The organism is Saccharomonospora iraqiensis subsp. paurometabolica YIM 90007 (assembly GCF_000231035.2).
Taxonomy (GTDB): Bacteria; Actinomycetota; Actinomycetes; order Mycobacteriales; family Pseudonocardiaceae; genus Saccharomonospora; species Saccharomonospora paurometabolica.
In genome coordinates, this window is sequence record NZ_KI912258.1 from 36,882 (window position 1) to 37,362 (window position 481).

Genomic DNA, 481 nt, shown 5'->3' on the forward strand with positions numbered 1-481 from the left:
GAGGCCGCGCGGTAGAGCCGGGCCGCGAGCGCGGGCTCGTCCGCGGCCGCCTCGTCCGCGGCGGTGGCGAAGGCCTCGGCGGGTTCCTCCCCGCTGAGGCCGCTGTCCAGCAGGGGACGCACCAGGTCGAGCACCGGACCCTTGCGGTCGAGCTGGAGGCGCACGAGGCGCTGGGACACCGCCAGCTGTCGCTGGTGCGGCACCAGTGTCTCCAGCGCACGCCGGACCAGCGGTGGCGGCGTGCCGTCCTGCCCGAGCAGCCCCTCGGCGCGGGCGGTCTCGATGGTGCGGGCCACGCCGTCGTGGTCGGTGCCGAGCAGTCCGGCGAGCAGATCCGTGTCGAGGCCCGCCCCGGACGTCGTGGCGAGCAGCAACTCCCGGGTCTCGGCGGGCAGGTGGTCCAGCTCGCCCCGCAGCTGTGCGGCGGCCGACGCGGGCAGTGCGGGCGGTGCGGCCGGTGACCCGGCGGACCCGGACCGGG

The 481-nt window shown here is 77.8% G+C and carries 1 pseudogene; it reads right to left on the reverse strand.

The annotated features are described in order from the left end of the window. Positions 1-481: pseudogene (locus SACPADRAFT_RS33285) on the reverse strand (LuxR family transcriptional regulator); the annotation flags it as partial.